This window comes from Pedobacter mendelii, from assembly GCF_014635725.1.
In the GTDB taxonomy this organism is placed as follows: Bacteria; Bacteroidota; Bacteroidia; order Sphingobacteriales; family Sphingobacteriaceae; genus Pedobacter; species Pedobacter mendelii.
In genome coordinates this window covers 345,120-366,074 of record NZ_BMDJ01000004.1, presented here as the reverse complement: position 1 = coordinate 366,074, position 20,955 = coordinate 345,120, and the positions used below count along the sequence as shown (strand labels likewise).

General features: G+C 35.0%; 11 protein-coding genes and 1 tRNA gene. 8 read left to right on the top strand and 4 right to left on the bottom strand.

Features of this window, described 5'->3' with window-relative positions:
* Positions 1–39: 39 nt before the first annotated feature.
* The 6 genes from IEV50_RS09660 to IEV50_RS09635 all read left to right on the top strand — a co-directional run bounded on the left by IEV50_RS09660 (position 40) and on the right by IEV50_RS09635 (position 9,018).
* Positions 40–3,468, top strand: a complete 3,429-nt coding sequence (locus IEV50_RS09660; RefSeq protein WP_229746690.1) for a TonB-dependent receptor — start codon at positions 40–42, stop codon at positions 3,466–3,468.
* 7 nt (positions 3,469–3,475) lie between these two features.
* Positions 3,476–5,371, top strand: a complete 1,896-nt coding sequence (locus IEV50_RS09655) for a RagB/SusD family nutrient uptake outer membrane protein (RefSeq protein WP_229746689.1) — start codon at positions 3,476–3,478, stop codon at positions 5,369–5,371.
* Between the two features lie 16 nt (positions 5,372–5,387).
* Complete coding sequence (locus tag IEV50_RS09650) at positions 5,388–6,566, top strand: DUF5000 domain-containing lipoprotein (RefSeq protein WP_188413512.1); 1,179 nt, start codon at positions 5,388–5,390, stop codon at positions 6,564–6,566.
* Positions 6,567–6,611: 45 nt separating this feature from the next.
* Positions 6,612–7,823 carry a DUF4998 domain-containing protein gene (locus tag IEV50_RS09645; RefSeq protein WP_188413510.1) on the top strand — a complete coding sequence of 404 codons (1,212 nt, stop codon included), beginning with the start codon at positions 6,612–6,614 and terminating at the stop codon, positions 7,821–7,823.
* Positions 7,824–8,273: 450 nt separating this feature from the next.
* Positions 8,274–8,347: transfer RNA gene (locus IEV50_RS09640), tRNA-Arg, on the top strand.
* A 161-nt stretch (positions 8,348–8,508) separates the two neighbouring features.
* Positions 8,509–9,018 carry an aminoacyl-tRNA deacylase gene (locus IEV50_RS09635; RefSeq protein ID WP_188413508.1) on the top strand — a complete coding sequence of 170 codons (510 nt, stop codon included), beginning with the start codon at positions 8,509–8,511 and terminating at the stop codon, positions 9,016–9,018.
* Positions 9,019–9,066: 48 nt separating this feature from the next.
* Here the strand turns inward: IEV50_RS09635 and IEV50_RS09630 are convergent, their stop codons facing one another.
* The 4 genes from IEV50_RS09630 to IEV50_RS09620 form a co-directional block, all read right to left on the bottom strand.
* On the bottom strand, positions 9,067–9,300 hold the full coding sequence (locus IEV50_RS09630) for a hypothetical protein (protein WP_188413506.1): 234 nt from the start codon (positions 9,298–9,300) through the stop codon (positions 9,067–9,069).
* 457 nt (positions 9,301–9,757) lie between these two features.
* Positions 9,758–9,976 (bottom strand): hypothetical protein, encoded by a 219-nt coding sequence (locus IEV50_RS19645; protein WP_229746688.1) that lies wholly within the window; start codon positions 9,974–9,976, stop codon positions 9,758–9,760.
* Between the two features lie 288 nt (positions 9,977–10,264).
* A complete protein-coding gene (locus IEV50_RS19640; protein WP_229746687.1) occupies positions 10,265–10,489 on the bottom strand; it encodes a hypothetical protein in 225 nt (74 codons plus the stop codon).
* A gap of 185 nt (positions 10,490–10,674) precedes the next feature.
* Positions 10,675–12,426: a glycoside hydrolase family 2 protein gene (locus IEV50_RS09620; RefSeq protein ID WP_229746686.1), complete on the bottom strand. Its 1,752-nt coding sequence runs from the start codon at positions 12,424–12,426 to the stop codon at positions 10,675–10,677.
* Between the two features lie 244 nt (positions 12,427–12,670).
* Here IEV50_RS09620 and IEV50_RS09615 point away from each other — a divergent pair, with 244 nt between their 5' ends.
* Both IEV50_RS09615 and IEV50_RS09610 read left to right on the top strand, forming a co-directional pair.
* Positions 12,671–13,513 carry an MBL fold metallo-hydrolase gene (locus IEV50_RS09615; protein WP_188413502.1) on the top strand — a complete coding sequence of 281 codons (843 nt, stop codon included), beginning with the start codon at positions 12,671–12,673 and terminating at the stop codon, positions 13,511–13,513.
* Positions 13,514–14,326: 813 nt separating this feature from the next.
* Complete coding sequence (locus tag IEV50_RS09610) at positions 14,327–20,950, top strand: polyketide synthase (protein WP_188413500.1); 6,624 nt, start codon at positions 14,327–14,329, stop codon at positions 20,948–20,950.
* Positions 20,951–20,955: the final 5 nt, after the last annotated feature.

Below are 20,955 nucleotides of genomic sequence, written 5' to 3'. Positions count from 1 at the left end.
ATACCCTTTAGGGTATTAACCAAATATGTTCTATATTTTATGAAATGTACCGCTTTAACTACTGCTGCTTTATTAGTTAGCATTAGTTTAATTATGGCCAATCCTATTAGTGCACAAGGAATTAATGATGTACAGGTAAAGATTGCTAATTTCAATGGTAATTTAGTATCCGTAATAAAAATAATTGAAAATCAAACTAAGTTTCGTTTTGCCTATAAAACAGAAGAAGCTGATGGTTACCAATCCATTAGCATACAGGCAGGTGCACGTTCGTTGGCCAAGACGCTTGATCTTTTACTATATAAAACAAAACTTAAATACACAGTTGAAGGAAATTACATCCTGCTTTCGCTCAAAGATGATCCACAAAAAACAGTAAAAAAAATATCTGAAGATATTACTGTTACCGGTATTGTTAAAGATCAGATCGACATTTTGATTGGTGTATCCGTTTACTTAAAAGGAGATACTAAACGTGCTGTTCAAACAAATGAAACCGGCCGCTACACCATAAAAGTTCCTGCAAACGGAACCTTGGTTTTTAGTATGGTTGGATTTGAAAGCAGGGAAATCAAGGTTAATGGCGAAGGTATTGTTAATGTAGAACTTACTCCAATAGATAATAAGCTGAATGAGGTAACAGTAGTTGCATACGGCACGCAGAAAAAATCGAGTATGGTAAGTTCTATTACTACGATAAGTCCAAAAGAACTGAAAGTTCCATCAAGTAACTTAACAACAGCTTTAGCCGGGAGATTGGCAGGCGTTATTGCTTATCAACGGTCGGGAGAACCAGGACAAGATAATGCTGCTTTCTTTATCCGTGGTGTTACTACTTTCGGGTATAAAAAGGACCCATTGATAATGATTGACGGAATTGAAGTAAGTTCAACAGATCTGGCCAGACTACAACCCGATGATATATCGAGTTTCTCAATAATGAAAGATGCAACGGCGACTTCGCTTTACGGTGCAAGGGGTGCCAATGGTGTAATACTTGTAACCACTAAATCAGGAAAAGTTGGACCCGCCAGGATAGCTGTACGTTTCGAAAATTCTGTTTCTGCAAATACTAAAAAGGTAGAGCTGGCCAATCCAATAACCTACATGCAGCTGGAGAACGAAGCCGTGCTAACCAGAAACCCACTTGGAATATTGCCTTACTCTCAGAATAAAATCGATAATACTATTGCTGGCTTAAATCCCTATGCATATCCAGCCAATAACTGGACCGATCAGTTAATTAAAAACACAACGAATAACCAACGCCTTAACTTTAATGCGAATGGTGGTGGCGAAATAGCAAGGTATTACATAGCGGGTACAGTGAATCAGGATAATGGTATACTAAAAGTTGATCAGAGAAACAATTTCAACAGCAACATTGATTTAAAATCATATCAGTTACGATCTAATGTGAACATTAACATGACTAAAACTAGTGAGGTTATTGTAAGGCTATCGGGTAGTTTTGATGATTACAAAGGTCCGATAGATGGTGGAAGTGGTGTTTACTCGAAAATTTTAAGGGCTAACCCGGTTTTATTTCCAGCTTACTATCCTTCAGAACTGATGCCTAAAACTAATCATATACTATTTGGTAATGAGCGGGTTAATGGGACCAACTACATTAATCCTTACGCTGATATGATTAAAGGATATAAAGATTATTCTCGATCTACGTTGAATGCACAGTTTGAATTTAAACAAGATTTTAAGTTTATCACTCCAGGGCTTAGTGCCAGGGGAATGTTTAATACGTCAAGATATTCTTTCTTTGATATTTTGCGTAACTACAATCCATATTTTTACAGCGCTTCAGGTTATAACAGGCTAACAAACAATTATGGCTTAACCAGTTTAAACGAAACATCAGCAACTGAATACCTTAATTATAGTGAAGGTTTAAAAGACATCAACAGTACAACATATATAGAGGCTGCCGTAAACTATAATAAAACTATTGGCAAGAAAAATGAAATTGCAGGTTTGCTCGTTTACCAAAGAAGAAACCAAATTTTTGCCAATCAGGGTTCACTTCAAAAATCTCTCCCTTATCGTAACCAGGGGGTTTCAGGACGATTTACCTATGGCTACGATAATAGATACCTCACCGAACTGAGCTTTGGATATAACGGTTCGGAAAGATTTTATAAAACAGAACGTTATGGACTTTTTCCAGCTGCAGGTATTGGATGGTATGTTTCTAACGAAAAATTTTGGAAACCTTATGAAAAAATTATAAACAAACTTAAATTAAAAGGAACTTATGGTATTGTTGGAAATGACGCTATAGGTAGTGCCGAAGATCGCTTTTTTTATCTTTCTGAGGTAAATATTAATGACGGAAACAAGGGATTTAATTTTGGAGAAAATTTTAACACTTACCGTCCTGGCGTAACCGTTACCCGATATGATAACCGTGATATTACCTGGGAAACTGCACGTAAATTAAACATAGGCTTTGAACTTGGCTTGTTTAATAGTTTAGAAATTCAGGCAGATTATTTTACAGAAAACCGAAATAATATTTTAATGAGTAGAGCATCAATACCTACAACCATGGGTCTATCTGCAACGCCACGAGCAAATGTAGGTAAGGCTAAAGCGGGTGGTGTAGATATTTCTGCAGATTATAATAAGACATTTAGTAATGGCTATTGGTTACAGCTACGTGGTAATTTTACCTATGCGCATAGCGAATTTACCGCTTATGAAGAACCACAATATAATGAAGCGTATAAAAGCCGTGTAGGCCAATCTCTAAATCAGCGGTTTGGACTTATCGCAGAGCGTTTGTTTGTAGATCAGGCTGAAGTAAATAACTCACCAGTACAAACTTATGGAGATTACGGTGCAGGCGATATCAAATTTCGGGATGTAAATGGCGATGGACGTATCACGGATCTCGATCAGGTGGCATTGGGTAACCCTGAAGTTCCAGAAATTATATACGGGATGGGTTTTTCTACAGGTTACAAAGGCTTAGATTTTTCTGCTTTTTTGCAAGGATCTGCACGCTCTTCATTCTGGATAGATGCGCAGGCAACTGCACCATTTGTTAACTATTATACTGAAGATGAACGTAACGGAAGATCTCCAATAACAGGTGTGCCACAAAATGCACTTTTACAAGCTTATGCAGATAGTCATTGGTCTGACGATAATAAAGATCTATATGCCTTATGGCCACGGTTAAGTACTACCGTAAATCTCAATAATGCCCAAAGCAGCAGCTGGTTTATGAGAAACGGTGCATTTCTAAGATTAAAATCAGTAGAAATTGGTTACTCCTTATCAAAGAAGCTGAGTGCTAAACTGCATATTGCCAGTGCTAGAATTTATTTAAGTGGAACCAACTTGGCTACACTAAGTGGCTTTAAACTTTGGGATATTGAAATGGGTGGAAATGGATTAGGTTACCCGATTCAACGGGTGTATAATATGGGTATACAAGTTGGCTTATAATTATAAAATGATGAGAAATTTAAAAATATATTATATCATAATATTTTGCGCCCTGCTAACAGGCTGCAAAAAAGATTTTCTGGATGTTGTTCCTGATAATGTTGCCACGATAGAAAATTCATTTACGAGTAGAAATGAGGCAGAAAAATATTTATACACCTGTTATTCTTACCTTCCTCAGGAAAGTGACATCAATAGTAATCCTGCATTTTTGGCCGGAGACGAATTTTGGACTTATTGGCCTATTCCTGCAGGAAATCCACTTCCAAGTAATCCGCAACAAATTGCAAGAGGCAATCAAAATGTTAGCAATCCTTATTTAAACTATTGGGATGGGGCTGTAGGAGGAAAACCACTATGGGCAGCCATAAGAGATTGTAATATTTTTCTGGATAATATTTCAAAGGTTCCGGATTTAGACCCTTCTTTAAGAGATAGATGGGCTGCCGAAGTAAAATTTCTTAAGGCTTATTATCATTTCTATTTATTAAGAGCTTATGGTCCTATACCTATTGTAGAAAAGAATCTTCCAATTTCTGCTTCGATAGATGAGGTAAAGGTAATGAGACAACCAGTTGATAAAGTGGTAAACTTTATAGTTGGCTTACTGGATTCAGCAGCCATTAACTTACCTTCAAGCATCCTAAACCGAGCATCCGAACTCGGAAGAATAACTAAACCCGCTGCATTAGCCATTAAGGCTAGAGTTTTGGTAACAGCTGCAAGTCCGCTGTTTAATGGCAATTCTGATTTTGCACAGTTAAGAAATGCTGATGGTACCCAATTATTTAATGCTAATAAAGATGTAGAAAAATGGAAACGAGCCGCGGCGGCCTGTAAAGAAGCTATTGATGCATCAGAAAGTGCCGGTGTTGCACTCTATGAGTTTAACGAACTCGTAACAGTTTCTTCACGCACTAAACTGGAAATGAACATTAGAAACAGTATGGCAGATCAATGGAGCAGTGAATTAATTTGGGGTTTCTCTAATGGAGCAGGTTCATTTATACAAGGTTGGGCCATGCCTAAACTCGATCCAAATAAATTGGCTAACGATTCATTTAAAGGCGAACTGGCACCAACCATCCGTACAGCCGAACTATTTTACACAGATAAAGGTGTTCCAATTAATGAAGATAAAACCTGGGATTACGTAAACCGAAATAATCTTCGCACGGCAACGACTGCGGATCAAGATTATCTTCAGAATGGATACACAACGGTAGGACTTCATTTTAACCGAGAACCACGTTTTTATGCAGATATGGGATTTGATGGTTCTATTTGGTATATGCAAAACGGAACCTGGAAAGTTCAAGCCAAGTCAGGACAAACGCAATCTAGAAAAGGAGCAAATGGTTACTCTTTAACAGGCTACTTTGCCAAAAAATTAGTAAACTGGAAATTTGTAATTCTTCAAGATTATGGATTTACACAACAAGTTTATGCATGGCCAATGATTCGTTTAGCAGATGTTTACTTAATGTATGCTGAGGCTTTAAATGAAGTAAATGGTCCTTCTACAGAAGCCTACACTTACATTAATAAAGTTAGAAAAAGAGCCGGACTTCGCACAGTTGAAGATTCATGGTTGAATTTTTCAAACAACCCTGGTAAATATTTAACCCAAGATGGACTTAGAGAAATAATTCAGCAAGAAACATCAATCGAATTTGCTTTTGAAGGTCACAATTTTTGGGATCTCCGGAGATGGAAAAAAGCATCAGAAGTACTTAACAACCAGGTTTACGGTTGGGATATCGATCAAGCTGATGCCGTAAATTACTATCGCAGGAAACCGCTTTTTAGCCAAAAATTTGTAGCCCCAAGAGATTATTTCTGGCCAATTAGCGAGGGAAGTCTTATTGTAAACAGAAACCTTGTTCAAAACATCGGTTGGTAATTTAAAAAATCAAAACATGAAAACGTTTAAAATATTTTTCAATATATGCTTACTAAGCATCATTTTATTAAGTTGCAAAGAAGATTTGCTAAAACCAGTTGAAAACGACCAAAATAGTCCTTCAGCTGTTACAAATGTAAAAGTACAGAGCAGGCCAGGTGCCATAAAGCTAACCTACACATTACCTAAAGATCCTGATTTGTTATATGTTCAGGCAGAATACACAAACAAGTATGGGGAAGTGATTAAAAATAAAGCTTCTTATTATTCAGACTCATTGGTCATCGATGGATTTGCAGATTCAGCCATGCATAAAATGAATATATATGCGGTAGATAGAAGTGAGAATAGATCTACGCCGCTTACGGTTGATGTAAAGGCAATGTCTCCTCCAATTTTTGGCATAAAAACCAGCCTCATACTTCAGGAAGATTTCGGGGGAATTAACGTAACCTATTCTAACCCAAACGAAGCCAATATTGCTATTGTAGTAACTTATAAAGATTCTTTAGGATTTTTCGTGCCTAATGAAACAATTTATACCAAGTTAAAACAAGGAACTTTTACTTCAAGAGGTTTACCGCCTAAGTCGACTATTTTTGGGGTTTACATTCGTGATAGATGGAATAACCGTTCAGATACTTCATTTAAAACACTAACGCCAATTTTTGAACGTGAGCTCGACAAAACGAAATTTAAGACGGTAACCTTTCCAACAGATATCGGAGGCTATGGCAACGGTCTTGTAGTATCTAACATGTGGGATAAAGTAATATCTCCTGATTACGGGATGTGGCACTCTAGAGGAGATGCCGGAATGCCCATGCATGTAAGTTTTGATTTAGGAGTTTTAGCCAAACTCAGTCGGTTTGTTTTATGGGAAAGAAGCGGGAATTACATATTTAATCATGGTAACCCTAAGCGATACGAAATATGGGGTTCCGATAATCCCCCTGCAGATGGAAGTTATACCAATTGGGTTTTACTAAAGTCTTGTATTTCCGTAAAGCCATCAGGCCAAGCTGCAGGTATAAATAGTAATGATGATGTGCTTGCGGCTGCCCGTGGAGAAGAATGGAATGTTCCGCTAAATGCACCAAAAGTTAGGTATATCCGCATTAAAATACTCGAAAATTGGATTGGTGGCTTACAAGCACACATCGCCGAAATGAGTTTCTTCGGAAACGACAAATAGATTTATTTAAAAAACCCCGGCTTAAAATCGGTTAATTTAATTCAAATGAAATTAGAAATAAAAAATATCCAATGGCTTATTTTAATTGCTTGCTTTCTTTTTTTGGCAGCCTGTAAAAAAATTGATGCCTATAAAGATTTCGGTGGAGGAAAAGAAATTTTATATGCTGGTAAACCCGATTCGGCTATTGCTTATTCCGGTAAAAGTCGGATCATGCTGTCGTGGTTACGTGCCTCAGATCCAAAAGTGGTAAAAACCCGTGTTTTTTGGAATAACCACAAAGATTCTGTAGAGGTTTCTTTAGCAACAGCTTCTTCTAAAAGAATAAGTACAATAATCAATCTGGCAGAAGGTAATTATAACTTCGAACTATATAATTACGATGCAGTAGGCAATCACTCTGTGGTAAGCAGATGCTCAGGATCTGCCTATGGCGAGGTTTTTCAAAAATCTTTATTTAACCGAAATCTGGATAACTTTTACGCAAAACAGTTCAATCTACCCTACAATGCTGCATTAAGCTGGAGTAATTCTGATGTGAAATCAGTTGGTGTAGAAGTAATTTATAAAAATAGCCAAGGCGTGGATAAGAGAGTAACCAGTAATGCTAAAGCAGCATCTACTTTTTTGCCTGATTATGATTTAACAAGTCCGGTAAGTTATAGAACCATGTTTTTGCCAGATTCATCAGCAATCGATACTTTTTTTACTGAAGCAATTATTAAATCTCCTGCCGCACTTCTCCCAGGCCAGATTCATCTAAAAAACTCTGGATATCCTTTTAAAGCGGCTAAAACCGTTGGACGGTGGGGAACACTTGCAGATTGGAATACAAATGATGCCGCAAAAAATCACGATGGCCCAGTAGGTGGGCTTGATAATTTAAATACCAGTATAGATAATTATATCTCTTTTGAATTTTGGGGAACGCCAGCAATTAATAATGGTAAAATATCACAAACAGGCACCTTGCCAGCAGGCTCTTATCGATTGGTAGTTACTATATCTAGTATTAATAACAACCTGGAAGACTCATACATCAGTATTGCAAAAGGTACTGAGCTGCCTGATGTAGCCAATATAAGTAGTTCTCTTGCCAGGCTAAAGTTAACCAACAGTCAAATGAATAATAAGGATTTTACATTATCGTTTACACTGACACAACAGGAAATATTATCATTAGGTATGGTATGTACCATGAAGAATGTAAACGAAAGCAGTCTTAGAATAAGAAAGTTTGTATTATTTAAAGATTAATACACAAGAATAAGTAGAGCAATTTATAAAAACAAAATTAATAAGGCATTAAAGTCAATTGGTTAGAGTTAGTGCTCATGGGTGGTGGAAACACCACCCATTTTGTTTAAAACAATTTTTTAATTTCCGAATGCTAATATATGGTCCATTCTATAGACGAAAAATTACTGCGTTAATTAATCGTCAATTCACTCTTTAAAAGTAGCGGAAGTTAAACCATAAACTTGAGTGGAATCTCTTTATTAACCTGCGCTAAAATAATACGACTGCATGTTTCTTAATAATTAATTATTAAAATTGAGCTTTGATATTTAATATGTTTTGGTAATTATTTAGTTATTAAATAGTTAAGATATAAAGTCTATTTTAATAGGTTTAGAGGTGTAAATATTTAAAATTTATTTCCTCTTATTGATTAGAACTTCTATATTTGCAGACATTAAAAAATGGGCCTCGGTAGCTCAGCTGGATAGAGCGTCGGTTTTCTAAACCGAGGGTCAGGGGTTCGAGTCCCTTCCGGGGTACAGTCAATGGCTTTCAGATAAATTCTGAGAGTCGTTTTTTTTTGAAAGGCAGTACAGGTGTGGTTTGCCCGTATGTTCAATATTCGCAAGACAAACAATTTTTTAAAGTTGGTATTTATGACTTGCCTAAGCCCCAATAATGCATTTGTTTTAGAATAATTTTGGAAAAATTAACTTTGGTACTCAAAAAAATTATTAAAATGCATTCAAAAATTTTATCAGCACTAGAAGAAAATAACATTCACTATAAAGAAATTGAACATAGTTCTTTTTTGGCTCCTATAAATTCTCCAATTGATTTTGCTGGTGCGTTAGGCCTTGATTTAGAAAGAATAAGCAAGTCTGTTTTCCTTCGCTCAAAAAAAAGAGATAAATACATAATAGCGGTTTGTTCATGCAACAAAAAGTTAGACTTAAAAAAAATTGCTGCGTTGGCAGATGTTAATAAAATTGAAGTTGCAGACAGGCAGGAATTAGAAAGCATGATAGGTTATCCTCCGACTGGAGTGTCTGCAATTGGACTCAATCCGAGTATAACCGTATTTATTGATAATGCACTCCTAAATCTTGAAACAATTTTTATTGGTTCTGGAGAGATAGCTAAGGAATTAGAACTATCACCTAAAGATTTGGTAAAGTTATCTAACGGAAAACTGAGTAATATTTGTTAATACTTTTACTAATATTAAACTAGTTTAAACGATTTAAATTACTGTAAATCAGGCATCTTCACCGTTCCAAACATCATCATCAGCCTGTTTGATTTCATCGTGACTTCCGCTTACCGATCTGAATTCTTCATGATGATAGTTTCTTTCAGGATTTTCGGGCAATTCGTTGTTATTTTCTGAAGCAACTTTTCTTAAGTGTTCGGGTTTTTTAACCTCTGGTAAATCATCATGAATTACTGAAGGTTTTAATATTTTTTTACCGGGATTCGTATGCTGTTCCATAATCAACTAAATCAAATTGAAGAAATGCAAAAGTGAACTAAAATATCGATACTCCAATATATTAATTAACCTCATTAGTAAAAAATCACAACGCGTCTGTTTTTTCTAATCTATCTAAAAATTTTATTGTAGGCCTAAATTTTAATAATTTCCGGTTACACCAATTTCAAGTAATCGGAGTTCTGCCAACCCTCTTAAATGTCCAATTGTAGAATAACCCTCGTTTTTATATAGGGTTATAGTTACAATATTATAAAAATAATATTCCCGATTCTATTTTTAAAGTCTTTTTAATTCGATTTAATAGGTTCCTATCTGATGCATATTCCCAACCATTACATTATTACTTTTTACTTCTTAACAATGCTTTTAAACAGTAATAATCTGCACAATTAATTGATACATCTATTTCGGAATTAGCAGAATGATGCCCTGTACTATGTTCTAAAATAAAACCTTAATTAGCAGCGGTTTTGCTAACATACTTCGTACTTAACGAGTACAAAATTTTATCAGCTGCTGCTGATGTATCTCTTGAAACATAAGGGATTGTAGGGTCATTGTAATCCCAATATGAAATAGCATCTCCAGGTGTTATCTTTAAGCTTATGATAAAGTTTGCAATACCATCTTCCTGAGCTAGATAAGATTTATTTTTAGTTTCTCTGAAACACATCGTATAGCCATATAAAGCCCAAGCCTGTCCACGAGCCCATGCCGATTCATTTGCATAACCGCCCGTAACCCTCTGTAAAATTTTTCCATTTGTTGCGGCATATAATCAATAACATGATAAGAACTAAAAGCAGTTCCAAATTCATCATATTATCGATGATAACAGGGTATTTCCATTTGTCGCCATTATGATCCCAAAATTTAAGCACCCGGTTGTTTTATTAAACGTGTTGAAAGGGATTTAGCTGCCTGAATAATTACAGAGCGATATGCTGTATCTTTTGTAAGTTTATAACCATTTACCAAACATACAGTAAATCATGAAACCTAAATCATGCGTTCCGCGATTAAACTTTTCCTTTTTAATATCTTCAGTATATTTCTTCGCAAGGCTAAGCCATTTCTTATTCCTTATATAATCGTAGAAATACCAAAGTTCGGCACGGAAAAAACCGCTGGTCCAGTCTTTAGAGATAACCATTTTAAACTGACCATTTTCTACAGTTCTCGGCAATACAAAATTTGGTTTTAATTTCCGGGCAGAATCAACATTTTTAATGAGGATATCTGTTTGTTTTGATGCTTATAAGTATGCCTTTCTTATATCAATATTTTGAGCTTTAACTGTACTGATAATCAGTTATAAAAACACGATTAATTTAACACTTTATTTCATATCTAAGGATGATCTTATTATACTTATTTATATTTTTCCTGCATTTGATCATAAAAGTTTTTAAGCACAAAATAAGCTTTTTTCTTTTTACCAGTTTCACTCATTAAGCCTTTACGATTCCAGAAATTTTGGTAAACAGGATGCTGTCTTCTTGGTGAACGGAAATCAGTCAAAATCCATGGAATTATTCCTCTCAATGCAGGGATTTTACTAAGCATCGTTAGCTGGTTCTTATACAATGCTTCCTGATATTCTTCACTCCATCGCGTATTTTCATCAGCATGGAAACCACCTAAAGCATCTCCACCAAACTCAGTAATTACTACCGGCTTATTGTATTTAATGTTGAAATCGTACTTTAAAATTTCACTTGGAGAACCACCAAAATACCAACCAGCATATTCATTAAAGCTTACCAAATCAATTTTTTCACCCAATGGGTCGTTCAAAATCATGGTATTGCCTTCGCGGTGAACTTCTAAGGCCGCAGCTACTAGCCTTGTATCATCCAAAGAGCGAGCTGTTTCTGCAAGGTTAGTCATAAAGCTTAATCGAGGGGCACTTAACGGAGTTTCATTTCCGATAGACCAAACCACAACACTAGCACGGTTTTTATCACGCGATATTAAATCTGTTAATTGTTGTTTCGCATTTGCATAAGTAACCGGATTTTCCCAGCTGATGGTCCAATACACCGGAACTTCAGCCCAAACCAGTAAGCCCATTTCATCAGCCAGGCGAATCATTTCTTCATTATGAGGGTAATGTGCTAAACGAACATAATTGCAATTTAAATCTTTTGCCCATTGCAACATCATGCGCATATCGCCCTGCGAACGTAAGCGACCTTGGAGTAAAGGGTTTTCATCATGCATGGAAATACCTCGAAAAAAAACAGATTTTCCATTAAGTAAAATACTATCTCCTTTTACTTCGATGGTTCTAAAACCGATTTTATCTTCGATAGTTTCGTTAGCTGATTTTATATTTACCGTATATAATTTAGGGTTCTCTGGCGACCATAGTACTAAGTTATTCCAAATAAAAACTTCACTTATTTTGCCCTCACTATCTGTTTTATAATCTTTTTTTAGGTTTAGCTCGGGTATGTTAACAGAAACTTCCTGACCTGCAAAGGCATCAGCAAGTTTTAGTGAAAAGCTTAACGAATTACTACTACCTTTTTCCAGCTGGAGTTTATAATCACTAATAAAATGTTCTGGCAGCTCTGCCAAATAAACATCACGCGTGATGCCACCATAATTCCACCAATCTGTATTTACCGTAGGAATTTCATCTAGTTTTCGAGTATTATCGGCTTTTACAATCAATGTGTTATTGCCCGCTTTTAATTTCCCTGTAACTTCAAATTGAAAAGGTGTGAAACCACCTTTATGGATTCCAATTTTTTTTCCATTCAGGTAAACATGTGCTTCATAATTTACAGCACCAAAATAAACAAAATAGCGCTTTCCTTTTTGTGGCTGAGCATCGAATTTTCGGCGAAGCCAAACCGTTCCTTCATAAAGTTCGAGTTTTTCTGATTGGGAATTCCAGTCGCCGGGAACATTCATTTGGGGAGAACCATCAAAATTATATTCAATCAGTTCTGATTTATCTTTTTGTTCTCTATCATCAAAAAAACCACCTGTTCCGGTTTTAGATTGATCAAAAGGTTCGTGCCTATAATCATAATATCCATTTTCATAAGGATCTACAATGTAGTTCCATTTTCCATTAAGACTTTGAATTTTACGAGCCTGAATATTTTGCATTGTGCTAATCTGACCGAAACATATAGATGTGAGAAACAAGAAACAAACAAAAACTAATTTAAAGAAAGGGTTCAGCATAATTTTAGTATTTAAAATGATATAATTATTCAAAACTAATAATTATTTTGAAGGAGGGTATTGCTGCTACAATTTTAAAGTGTAACGAACCTAGTATTAAATAAAGTTAAAATGTTAAAATCTATTTTTGCCTTCAAGTTGAAATAGCTTACCTTAGTAAACGCTAATGGCACTATACTTCACATCTATAAATTCAGGCAGTAACGGTAATTGTTATTATGTTGGCAACAATAACGAAGCTGTATTGGTTGATGTCGGAATTTCTTGTAAAGAAATTGAAAAACGAATGGCCAGACTTGGTTTAACGTTAAATAAAGTTAAAGCTATTTTCATATCTCATGAACATAGCGACCATATAAAAGGTCTTACCGTTTTATCAAAAAAATACAATCTTCCGGTTTACATAACAGTAAATACGTTAAAAAGTAGTAAGTTGATGTTAAATGAAAATAACATTTTTACATTTAACCACTTAGATCCGGTTTGGATTGGCGATTTAAAAGTATCTGCTTTTTCAAAATTCCATGATGCAGCAGATCCGTATAGCTTTAGTATTGAATGTAATGAGGTTAGAGTTGGTGTATTTACCGATATTGGTTCAGTATGCGAAAGGTTAATCACTCAATTTAAAAAATGTAATGCCGCATTTCTAGAATCGAATTACGATGTCGGGATGCTTGAAAATGGCAATTATCCATATCACTTAAAAAGAAGAATTACGAGCGGCAAAGGCCATCTTTCCAATAATCAGGCTTTAGCACTTTTTCAAACTTATAAGCCCGAATTTATGAGTCATCTTTTACTTAGTCATTTATCTAAAGATAATAATGATCCTGCGCTGGTAGAAAATTTGTTTAAAGCTGTTGCCGGTAAAACTTCAGTTAGTATCGCATCAAGATATGAAGAAAGCCCATTATACTTTATTGAAAATCATAAAGATAAAGAAGAAGAATATAAATTTAATCCTTACCTACATCAACCTAACCAGCTAAATCTCTTCCACATTTAGAAATGAAAAATACCAGATAATTGGTATTGTTTTGAAACTAATATTTAGAGATTTTTGTCTTGTTAGGAATAAATCAACGGGACGATTTAAATTAACTCAAAAAAGGGATTAATTAATTTTAATCTCTTTTTTTTTAATCAAATTATTTACCAGATGTTTTTATTTAAACTTCATAAATAGTTTGTTTGGTTTATTGGGGCTTATGGATTTAAACCCTTTTCTCTTTTTTGAACCATATAAAACCAAAAATATTTTTTATTAGTTTTGATGAAATTAGTTTGTATTTATTTCATTTTAATACCAGCCATTATATCAATTATTTGGTTTAAGATACATTAGAATAAGATTAGAGATAATCAAATTGCATAATATTTAAATATTTAATATGTAGATATACGTGTTTTTGTTATATTTGTTACTTGAATAATTAGTTTCAATACTATGTTGGTTTTTCGACCCATATCAGTAAACTAACGTATATTGGCTTTTTATTTTTTAACCCTATTAAATATGTCGTTGTTATATATACGGCTTAGTAATGTGAATTTAAGTTGATAACTCTCAATCATGACTAAATACCAAACAATAGGATTAAGATTTCCAGAAAGATTTTTTAATCACCTTTACCGCTCTTTTGCTTTAAAAGCATTTTTATTTGATTCTGCTATTTTTATGCAAAATATCCGAATTTTTTCGGAAGTACCCATATTACTTGTTAAATCTGATACTTTATATTTAAATATTAAATTTTAGAGAAGAAGTTTAAAATCTTAATCTGGGTATTTTAAACTTTTTTTGATATAATTTAAAATTATGTTTTCGTCTCTAATCAATTCTTCAAATAACACAACACTTACTTTAAATGAGCTGATTAATGATGCCGTAAAAAATCATCAACATGAAATAGCACTTACTTTTGAAGATGTAAACTTATCATATGTTGATTTGGATAAGAAGGCAAATCAAATTTCTCATTTTCTTATTGCAAACGATATTAAACCTGGTTCTAGAATTGCAATTTCTACAGAGCGTTCTATTGATGTAATAGTATGTTTGCTGGCCATCATCAAATCAGGAAGTGCTTATGTTCCCGTTGATGTTAGCTACCCAAGGGAAAGAGCAGCATTTGTTTTGGCTAATTCAGAAGCAGAACTTTTTCTTATCTCTAAAAATCATGAAGCTAAATACTCGGATTTAAGCTGCAAAATTCTTTTTGTAGAAGATTGTGTGGAAAAAAGCATAAACCTACCATATGAGGGTTTGCAAATTGAAGCAGATATAAACAGGCTGATTTATATACTACATACATCAGGCACAACAGGAAACCCAAAAGGTGTTTGCATGGGTGAAAGTGCATTGGTTAATTTACTCTTGTGGCAAAAGGAAAAATCTTTAGCAAAGGTAAACACCAAAACATTACAATTTTCTCCTCTAAGCTTTGATGTTTCATTTCAGGAAATTTTTGCAACATTAATTACAGGCGGAAACTTAATTTTAATTTCTGAAGATGTAAGATTGGATGCATTTATGCTCCTCAACTTAATTTCCGAACAAGAAATTAATAGGATATTTTTACCCTTTGTTGCACTGCAATCCATAACAGAAAGTGCATTGGTTAACAATCTTTATCCGCAATCTTTGAAGGAGGTAATGACAGCTGGTGAACAGCTTAAAGTTACACCACAGGTTGTAAATTTCTTTTCAAATATTCCAGGGTCAATTTTATACAATCAATATGGGCCAACTGAAGCTCATGTAGTAACTGAATTGAAGTTATCAGGAAATCCTACCGAATGGCCTGCCCTACCAAATATTGGTAAACCTATTTACAATACAAACATTTTCATTCTAGATGAAAAGCTAAATGAATTACCTGATGGTGAAACCGGAGAATTATGCATTGAAGGCATTTGCCTTGCCGAGGGTTATTTAAATTTACCAGAATTAACAAATGAAAAATTTGTTACACAGCCCTCCACTAATAACCGAATTTACAGAACTGGGGATTTAGCTCTGAAACTTGCTGATGGAAACATCGAATTTTTGGGCAGAAGAGATTCGCAAATTAAAATAAGAGGTTATCGGGTAGAACTTGGAGAAATCGAAGTAGCCATAGCACAACAAAAAGACATCAGTCAGGTTGCAGTTCTTTTAAGAGAAGATTTACCTGGCAGGCAAATTTTGGTGGCCTATTTAATTGGCGACCAAACAAATTATCAAGGAAATACATTAAAAGAGCTAATTGCACAGCAATTGCCCGATTATATGATTCCATCGGCATTTGTATGGCTTTCTGAATTTCCTAAAACTACAAGCGGAAAAGTTGACAGAAAACTACTTCCGATACCAAGTAGCGAAAGACCAGATTCTAGCATAATTTTTAAAAAACCATCTTCGCAAAAAGAATTAGAAATTGCAGCCGTTTTTAAGCATCTTTTTGGTTATGATAGAATTGGTATAAATGATAATTTCTTTGAACTTGGTGGAAACTCTTTGCTGGCTCAAAAAACAGTTGCCGAATTAAAATCAAAGTTTAATTATATTTTGCCTGTAACTAAGCTTTATCAATTTCCAACGGTTGCAGAAATAGCTAATTTTTTAGATAAAAATCCAATTGAAAGCAAATTAAAGCAAGAAAATAGCTTTTCAGATAATTCAAGAGATATCGCAATTATAGGGATGGCTGCAAAATTTCCTGGTGCAAATACTATAGAAGAATTTTGGAGTTTATTAGTAGAAGGAAGAGAAACAACGACATTTTTTTCTGAAGTAGAGCTAGATAAAAGCATACCGGATTATTTAAAAAGTGATTCTTCTTACGTTAAAGCTAGAGGAATAATAGCTGATGCAGATAAATTTGATGCCTCTTTTTTCGGAATAAACCCAAAACTAGCAGAGTTGATGGATCCTCAGCAAAGAGTATTCCTTGAAATAGCGAATGAGGTATTGGAAACAACAGGCTATTTGCCATCCAAGCAAAATGCCGTAATTGGCGTTTTTGCCGGCAATGGTAACAATACATATTATGAAAACAATGTTTTAAGCCGTCCTGATTTAATTGAAAACCAAGGTAAAACACAGGTCTTATCAGTAAATGATAAAGATTATCTAGCATCTCGAACGGCCTATCATTTAAACTTAAAAGGCCCGGCAATTAGTGTAAACTCTGCTTGTTCTACTTCATTATTAGCCGTTGCAACAGCTGTTAATAGTTTAAGAGCCAACCAGTGTGAAATTGCCATTGCAGGCGGTTCTAGCATTACTTCGCCCATAAACAGCGGCCATATCTATCAAGAAGGTAGCATGTTAAGTGCAGATGGACATTGCACACCTTTTGATAATAATTCTACAGGGACGGTTTTTAGTGATGGTGTTGGAGCCGTTTTGTTAAAGAAATTAGATGCAGCCCTAAAAGATGGTGATAAAATCTACGCCGTAATTAAAGGTGTTGGTGTAAACAATGACGGTTTTGCTAAAAGTAGTTTTACAGCACCAAGTAGTGAAGGTCAAGCTGGAGCAATAAGTGCTGCGATTTCAGATGCAGGTATTAGTGCATCTGAAATTAGTTACGTGGAAGCTCACGGAACCGCCACACCAATTGGCGACCCCATTGAATTTGAAGGTTTAGTTGATGCTTTTGGCTTGCAAACTGAAAAGCAATATTGTGCAATTGGTTCTGTTAAAAGCAATTTTGGTCACCTAACCCATGCTGCAGGCGTTGCCGGATTGATTAAAACATCTTTAGCTCTCACTTATAAAAAAATCCCTGCATCTCTTGGATATAAAACCCCAAACCATAACATTGATTTTTCTAACAGTCCTTTTTATGTAAATACACAACTTACTGATTGGCAAAATAAAAATCGGATTGCTGGTGTGAGTTCTTTTGGCGTTGGTGGTACCAATGTTCATGTAATTGTTGAAGAATATAAAAATATTGAACAGGAAGCTTCTAAATCCAAGCCAGCTGAGTTAATCACTTGGTCTGCAAATTCTGTAATTAGCAGAGAAAACTATGCAAAAGCATTAAATACTTGGCTAACTGATAAACCAGACCAAATCCTTGCTGATGTTTCTTATACGCTACAAAAAACCCGAACAGATTTCAATTACCGCAGTTTTATAGTTTCAGATTCAGTAAACCAATCAAAAGAATTATTAGCACAGAACAATATATACAACAGCAATACTTTAACCGAAATACCGGAGGAAATTGTATTTACTTTTCCAGGTCAAGGTGCACAGTATTTGAATATGGGTTTATCAATTTATAAAGAAGAACCGGTGTATAAAGCTGCAATTGATGAATGTGCCGGAATTCTGAAACGCTATATTGATAGAGACATTAGAACGGTTATTTATCCTGAAGAAATAAATGAGCTCTCGAATGCAAATATAAAAGATACGAAATATACGCAGCCAGCACTTTTCGTTACCGAATATGCTTTAGCTAAACTTTGGATAAGTTGGGGAATTAAGCCAACCAAATTATGCGGACATAGCGTTGGCGAATATGTTGCCGCACATTTGGCAGGCATATTTTCTTTAGAGGATGGTTTAAAATTGGTGGCAAACCGCGGACGGCTAATAAGTAAATTGCCAGCAGGTGCCATGCTTTCTGTTAGAGAAAATAGTGACGTAGTTAAAGGTTTGTTATTTGGCGAACTATCTATTGCTGCCATAAATAGCCCAAAAGTATGTGTTGTTGCAGGTTCATTTGAACAAATTGCCGAATTGGCCCAAATATTAGATAGAGCAGAAATTGCTAATAAGCCTTTGCTTACCAGCCATGCTTTTCATTCATCAATGATGGACCCAATATTGAGTGATTTCATAGAAATTGTATCTCAAATAACCTTATCCATTCCCGATAAAGAAATTATATCAACTGTAACAGGTCATACATTAACTGAAAACGAGGCATTAAGTATTGATTATTGGACAAATCATTTAAGACAAACTGTTCAATTTTCAAAAGCAATAGAAACAATACTTGATGGTGATAATACTGTTTTTATAGAAATTGGTCCAGGAACGGTAACAAGTGCTTTAACTAAACAAATTGCCGCTGCTAAATCTACCAAAGCTATTGTACTATCAAGCTTAAGCAATAAGGATAACGAATATGCTTCCCTCCTGCATGCTTTAGGCCAATTGTGGCTTAATGGCATAACTCCAGATTGGCAAAGTTTTTATGCCGAACAATCAAGAAAGATTATCACTATTCCAACCTATCAATTCGATAAAAAAAGATATTGGGTTGAACCGTTGACAACTAAAACCTTTGCAAAAGAACAGACTATTCTAAAAGATGAATCGCCTGAAATTATCCCTCTAAATACGAATGAGATGAGAATTACCAACCTGACAACTAAAGTAAAACGAATATTAGAAGATGCATCAGGTATTGAAATTAATGAACTCGATTCGGGAAGAAATTTCCTTGAATTGGGTTTAGACTCTTTACTATTAACCCAAGTTGCAATTTCTTTAAAGCGTGAATTTAACTTACCAATTACTTTCAGAAAATTAAATGAAGAATATCCATCGGTAGAATCATTAGTTAAATATTTAAATGAGAACACTCCACAGGATACTCCATTACCTGTTTCTAGTCAAAATAATCATCAATTTGCAGCTAACACTACATCTTCATTTAACTATTCTCAACAGAACAACCATAATTCTGTAGGTAATGATAGTGCATTAAGTCTAATCGCTCAGCAACTAGAAATACTTTCAAAACAAGTACTTTTAATGCAAGGACAAACGCCTACAACTAATGTACCTGTTCAACAAACCATCTTAAACAACAACAATAATAACAACCTACCAAAAGCTCTAGATGCTGATTTATCAGCTGAGGAAAAGGCAGAAATCCAGAAACCTTTCGGAGCTACGCCGAGAATTGAACGTCAATCGAATGATTTAAATCAAAAACAATTAAATTTTATTTCAAATTTGACCGAACGTTATAATAAGAAGACCGTAAAAAGCAAAGAATATACAAAGAATAGTAGGTCGTACATGGCCGACCCCAGAGTTGTATCAGGCTTCAGGCCAGCAACTAAAGAACTCATTTACCCAATCGTCGTAAATAAATCGAGTGGAAGTAAATTATGGGATATTGATGGAAATGAATACATCGATGCTTTAAATGGATTTGGATCGAACATGTTAGGTTATCAGCCTGAGGTGATTAAGAATGCCATGCATGAACAAATTGAAAAAGGTTATGAAGTTGGTCCTCAACACGAATTGGCGGCAGAAGTTAGTAAATTAATCTGCGAATTTACCGGATTTGAAAGAGCTGCACTTTGTAGTACAGGTTCTGAAGCGGTTTTGGGCTGTATTCGTATTGCTAGAACAGTAACAGCCCGTTCATTAATCGTTGCATTTACAGGTTCTTACCATGGAATTATAGATGAAGTTCTGGTTAGAGGAACGAAAAAATTAAAGTCGTTTCCAGCAGCTGCAGGTATTATGCCCGAGGCCGTTCAAAACATTTTGGTTCTAGATTACGGAACCGATGAATCTTTAGCAATTATTAAAGACCGAGCAAACGAAATTGCAGCAGTGCTGGTAGAGCCTGTACAAAGCAGAAGGCCAGAATTTGTGCCAATAGAATTTTTAAAAAAGGTAAGACAAATCACAACTGATGCTGGTATTCCATTAATCTTTGATGAAGTAATCACTGGTTTTAGAATGCATCCAGGTGGTGCACAAGCATTATTTGGCATAAAGGCTGACCTCGCATCATACGGTAAAGTTATTGGGGCAGGTGTACCAATTGGCGTAATTGCTGGTAACAGCAATTTAATGGATGCATTAGATGGTGGTAACTGGGAATATGGTGATGGATCATATCCAGAAATTGGTGTAACCTATTTTGCCGGAACATTTGTAAGGCATCCATTAGCGCTTGCATCTGCAAAAGCATCGTTAAATTACATGAAAGAAAAAGGTCCTTCTTTGCAACAAGATTTAAACGATAAAGGTGCTTACTTAGCAAAAGCAGTTAATGCAGAATTTGATAAAAGAAAACTACCAATTTATGTAGCAAATTATGGTTCGCTATGGAAAGTAAAATATCATGAAGAAATTCCATACAGCGAATTGATGTTTGTTTTGATGCGTGAAAAAGGAATTCATGTGTTGGATGGTTTTCCTTGTTTCATTACAGAAACATTAACTTACCAAAACATCGATAGCATAATTAGCTGCTTTGTAGAAAGTATGGATGAAATGATTGAAGCAGGATTTTTCCCATCAGTAAATAAGGTAAATAATAATTTTAAGATTGATGAGGTGGTTGTTGATAAAAATAACCCACCAGTTACGGGCGCCAAACTTGGTAAAGATAGAGAAGGAAATCCGGCCTGGTTCGTGCAGGATTCAAATCAAGAGGGAAAATACCTTCAGGTTAAACTTAGCTAATGAAA

Excerpts from the sequence above, each read along its gene's own strand:
- IEV50_RS09660 (WP_229746690.1), top strand. The coding sequence starts at position 40 with ATGAAATGTACCGCTTTAACTACTGCTGCTTTATTAGTTAGCATTAGT.
- IEV50_RS09655 (WP_229746689.1), top strand. The coding sequence starts at position 3,476 with ATGATGAGAAATTTAAAAATATATTATATCATAATATTTTGCGCCCTG.
- IEV50_RS09650 (WP_188413512.1), top strand. The coding sequence starts at position 5,388 with ATGAAAACGTTTAAAATATTTTTCAATATATGCTTACTAAGCATCATT.
- IEV50_RS09645 (WP_188413510.1), top strand. The coding sequence starts at position 6,612 with ATGAAATTAGAAATAAAAAATATCCAATGGCTTATTTTAATTGCTTGC.
- IEV50_RS09630 (WP_188413506.1), bottom strand. The coding sequence starts at position 9,300 with ATGGAACAGCATACGAATCCCGGTAAAAAAATATTAAAACCTTCAGTA.
- IEV50_RS19645 (WP_229746688.1), bottom strand. The coding sequence starts at position 9,976 with ATGTGTTTCAGAGAAACTAAAAATAAATCTTATCTAGCTCAGGAAGAT.
- IEV50_RS09620 (WP_229746686.1), bottom strand. The coding sequence starts at position 12,426 with ATGCAAAATATTCAGGCTCGTAAAATTCAAAGTCTTAATGGAAAATGG.
- IEV50_RS09615 (WP_188413502.1), top strand. The coding sequence starts at position 12,671 with ATGGCACTATACTTCACATCTATAAATTCAGGCAGTAACGGTAATTGT.
- IEV50_RS09610 (WP_188413500.1), top strand. The coding sequence starts at position 14,327 with ATGTTTTCGTCTCTAATCAATTCTTCAAATAACACAACACTTACTTTA.